Origin of the sequence: Pseudomonas sp. Fl5BN2 (genome assembly GCF_009908205.1) — a bacterium.
Taxonomy (GTDB): Bacteria; Pseudomonadota; Gammaproteobacteria; order Pseudomonadales; family Pseudomonadaceae; genus Aquipseudomonas.
Window position 1 is genome coordinate 1 of record NZ_JAAARL010000072.1, and the last position, 441, is coordinate 441.

The 441-nt window shown below is 47.2% G+C and carries 1 pseudogene; it reads left to right on the forward strand.

Annotated elements, in window-relative coordinates:
* Window positions 1–441, forward strand: a pseudogene (locus tag GV819_RS32610) (IS5-like element ISLrh3 family transposase); the annotation flags it as partial.

Consider the following 441-nt stretch of genomic DNA (forward strand, 5'->3'; position numbering starts at 1 on the left):
ATCAAGCTCGGCTCAATCTAGAAGAAATGTTATTAGACATGGCTCATCAGTTGCAAATCAAGCCTCCACGAACCTACAAACGTGAAGCAAAAGCTAAGTGGACCGCTTTTGCTAGAAAACCGCGGCGTTGGGCTAAGGAAACACGCAAGCAGATCAAAGTACAGCTCCAGTATGTCCGACGTGATCTACGTTATATCGATGTGCTGTTGGCCCACGGTGCCTCTCTTAACGAAAGGCAAACCAAACGATTGGCTGTGATTCGTGAACTTTTTGACCAGCAAATGTTCATGTATGAAAATCGGACCCATCGGGTCCCAGGACGGATTGTTAGCTTGGCACAACCGTGGATTCGCCCGATTAACCGTGGTAAAGCCAAACAACGAACCGAATTTGGTCCCAAGATTGATGCTTCAATTGCCGATGGCATGATCGATATCGAAC